Origin of the sequence: Limnofasciculus baicalensis BBK-W-15 (genome assembly GCF_024178385.1) — a bacterium.
GTDB lineage: Bacteria > Cyanobacteriota > Cyanobacteriia > Cyanobacteriales > Coleofasciculaceae > Limnofasciculus > Limnofasciculus baicalensis.
Window position 1 is genome coordinate 1 of sequence record NZ_JAMZMM010000531.1, and the last position, 3,078, is coordinate 3,078.

3 protein-coding genes are annotated in these 3,078 nt (G+C 40.1%); all 3 read right to left on the reverse strand.

The features are described 5' to 3' along the window. Positions 1–877 (reverse strand): cobyrinic acid a,c-diamide synthase CobB (locus tag NJ959_RS27715; protein ID WP_254014990.1); only part of this gene is annotated, 877 nt, incomplete at its 3' end. 30 nt (positions 878–907) lie between these two features. Then, entirely contained in the window at positions 908–1,405 is a 498-nt protein-coding gene (locus NJ959_RS27720) for an AAA family ATPase (protein WP_254014991.1), read from the reverse strand. A 216-nt stretch (positions 1,406–1,621) separates the two neighbouring features. Then, positions 1,622–2,983, reverse strand: coding sequence for a glucose-6-phosphate dehydrogenase assembly protein OpcA (gene opcA / locus NJ959_RS27725; protein WP_254014992.1), 1,362 nt, complete (start codon positions 2,981–2,983; stop codon positions 1,622–1,624). Between the last annotated feature and the right edge of the window lie 95 nt (positions 2,984–3,078).

The following is a 3,078-nucleotide window of genomic DNA, read 5'->3' on the forward strand; positions in this document are numbered from 1 at the left end:
GAGTGGGGTATGTACTGAAATTTCCAAATCTAGTGTAGGGGCGAAGCATTTGGGGGATAACATCTAGATTAAACCCAAAGATTCCTCTCCAAATGCTTCGCCCTTCCAGGATTTGAAAACTCGAAAATCTCCCCAAAAAACCTTTGCGCACCTTTGCGCCTTCCTTTGCGCCCTTTGCGTTAAAAAAAACCTCATTCCCCTCCACCCGCATCAAATCTAACAACTGTTCCCAATCAAAACAGCGATCGCCTAATTCAGCCAGTCTATCAATTAATTCATCCATTTGCTTTAATTCCTCAGTAGGGATTAAACCCAAATGTCGATCTGGAATAGTAATATTATCTTGACGGCGTAATACTCCTAAAATTGGTATTTTTAATGATTCTAGAGCATCTTTAAGGAGTTCTAAATGACGATCGCTCCCCACTTTATTTAACACTAATCCGGCTATTTTAATTCTCGGATCGAAAGAAAGATAACCGTGAGCAATCGCAGCAACTGAACGAGACAATCGACTGCAATCTAATACTAATAAAACTGGTAATTCTAATAACCTTGCTATATGGGCTGTACTAGCAAAATCATTTTTTCCCGATGCCCCATCAAATAGCCCCATCACGCCTTCAACGAGAGCATAATCTACTGATTGAATATGACGGGAAAAACAGTCTTGAGCATATTTTTCCGAAGTTAAAACTGGGTCTAAATTTCGGCAAGGATACCCAGTAACCGCCGTATGAAACATCGGATCGATGTAATCCGGACCAACTTTAAAGGATTGAACTTTACAGAATTTTCTAGATAAAGATGAAAGTAGGGCAAGGGTGACTGTTGTTTTCCCTACCCCACTTCGTTCGCCAGCGATAACGATTGTCATGGTTTGCAGGGGGTGAGCAAGAATCTAAATTTATGATCTATGATGTTTATTATTTTTATTCCATATTAGTCGTAAAATGCTTTGAGCAGTGGAATCGCCTAGATTGGATATGTCAACTAATTTTGCTTCTTTATGACCTGCATCTAATGATTTGTAATCCGCTAAACTATTGAAAGTGTTACGATAAAAACGATATTTTTCTTCGGCAAATATCAAAGTATCTGAAGCTGCATGAAAAAGCCGAAAAGAGTAATCATTCCTGCCAGCATCTGTTTCTAAATGGAGTTCTGCTGCCATTTGTGGCGTGACAGATGCCCCATCAAAGAGTAGACAGTTTGCGCCTCCATATTTGCCGATAAAGAATTGTAATTGCCCAGGACTTTGCATCATCCAGCGCAATAATTTAAAAAAGGAAATAAAGTTAGATTTACCTGCCCCATTTGCCCCAATTAAAATATTAATAGGTGCTAATTCTAACTCCATTTCTTGAATTGATTTGTAACCTTTTATCTTAATTTTTTTTAACATCTTGATTCTACAGTTAAAGAAATATTTTCCTAATTAAGAAAAATCTCCTCAAAAGGACTTACGAAGCATAACATCACTAAAATTTTTTGAGCTTCGTGCTATTACTTCTCCAATGACAGAAAATTGAAAAGAGTGTGCGTAAGTCTTAAACAACCAACAACCAACAACCAATAACTAACAACCAATAACTAACAACTAACAACCAACAACCAATAACTAATCGCCAATTACTAATTGCAAAATATGCCCTGTCACTACCATACTTTCTTCATAGAGCATCTCCCGTCCCCAACGCTGCAATTGTTGACTCAATAAATGTTCCGTCTTTTGGTCAAACATAGGTGATACCTGATGAATGCGACAAGATTGTGCGCCGCCACCTGCTTCCATTCGCATACAGCCCGTTGTTTCTGAACATAATACTGTACAACAGTCTGCTTCCATATTAGTTGAACCCAAGCGCAAACTAATCAAATCACCGGAAATTTCACCCACATCTGCCACCGGAATTCCAGCTAACTCCGCTTCTACCATTCGTTGATCCGCACTGGTGAAGTTAACCTTCATAATATCGTAATCACCGCCATGTTTCTGAGCAGAAATAGGTCGCCATTGCAGACGCGAAGCCAACCAACCTAGAAACATTAAAGCTTGGGCAGGATTCCCTTTCTCGTAATCGATAGTTACTCGATCTAACTCTACCAAAGCAGCACGACGTTCCGGTGGATCGAAAGCTTCAGCAGTTAATTCTTGCCATGGTGCTAACCGTCGCCAATTCAAATCCGCCATGGGAATTCCTTGGAGGATAAAATTTTGAATTTGTGATAGCGCCGACTCTGGGGTACGGAAAGAACTGGAATCAATGATAATGTTATTGCAACTCGCAGATAGTCGCTTAAACAAGCCATAATCTGGATCTGGTTTTCCTTTCCACCAGAGAAATTTAGGCAATTCACCAATCATCAATTCAGAAATAATACCGCCGATTCGTTCTAAAGCCTGAGACGTACCCGTCAGCGTGATATATTCGCAGCAAACCAAGGTACTTTGGCTGTGTTTTTGAATGGGGCAAGAGGCATAAACTTGAGTTGTTACGCCGCGATCGTCATCTGCGATCGGACAAAGAGCTATAATACGGCAAGGATTAGCTGCTGCGATCGCATCTGCTATTCCAGCACCTTCCAAATCTGGCGAATATTCTAGCCTTTGAGCATTACCAGTCGCCCCATTTTTAGATCTTTCGTGAAACTCTTCACGCAATTTTACCTTAGTTTGTTCATCAGCTTTCCCTGTTCTTGGCAATCCGTAAGCTTTTTGTGCTGCTTTTAGTGCCGCAAACATTCTCGGTCCAACTATCCCATCAACTGGACCAGAATAATAGCCCAATGCCGATAATAATTGTTGAGTTTCTTCTGGTTCGTAAATAACTAACGTAAAAGTTGTAGCTCGTATTGCTGAGGGGCTATCATCCCCTTCACCATAACTTTGCCAAATTTTACGCAATTCTGCTTCAATTTCACTTAATGAAATATCTTTTGGTGCTTGAAGAGCAACTAGGTGAGGAGATTGTGCAGGCATAATTTGTTATTTGTTATTTGTTGTTTGTTGTTTGTTGTTTGTTGTTCGTTGTTCGTTGTTCGTTGTTCGTTGTTCGTTGTTCGTTGTTCGTTGTT

Bases quoted from the DNA above. Each gene is read 5' to 3' on its own strand.
- NJ959_RS27720 (WP_254014991.1), bottom strand. From the start codon at position 1,405: ATGTTAAAAAAAATTAAGATAAAAGGTTACAAATCAATTCAAGAAATG.
- opcA (WP_254014992.1), bottom strand. From the start codon at position 2,983: ATGCCTGCACAATCTCCTCACCTAGTTGCTCTTCAAGCACCAAAAGAT.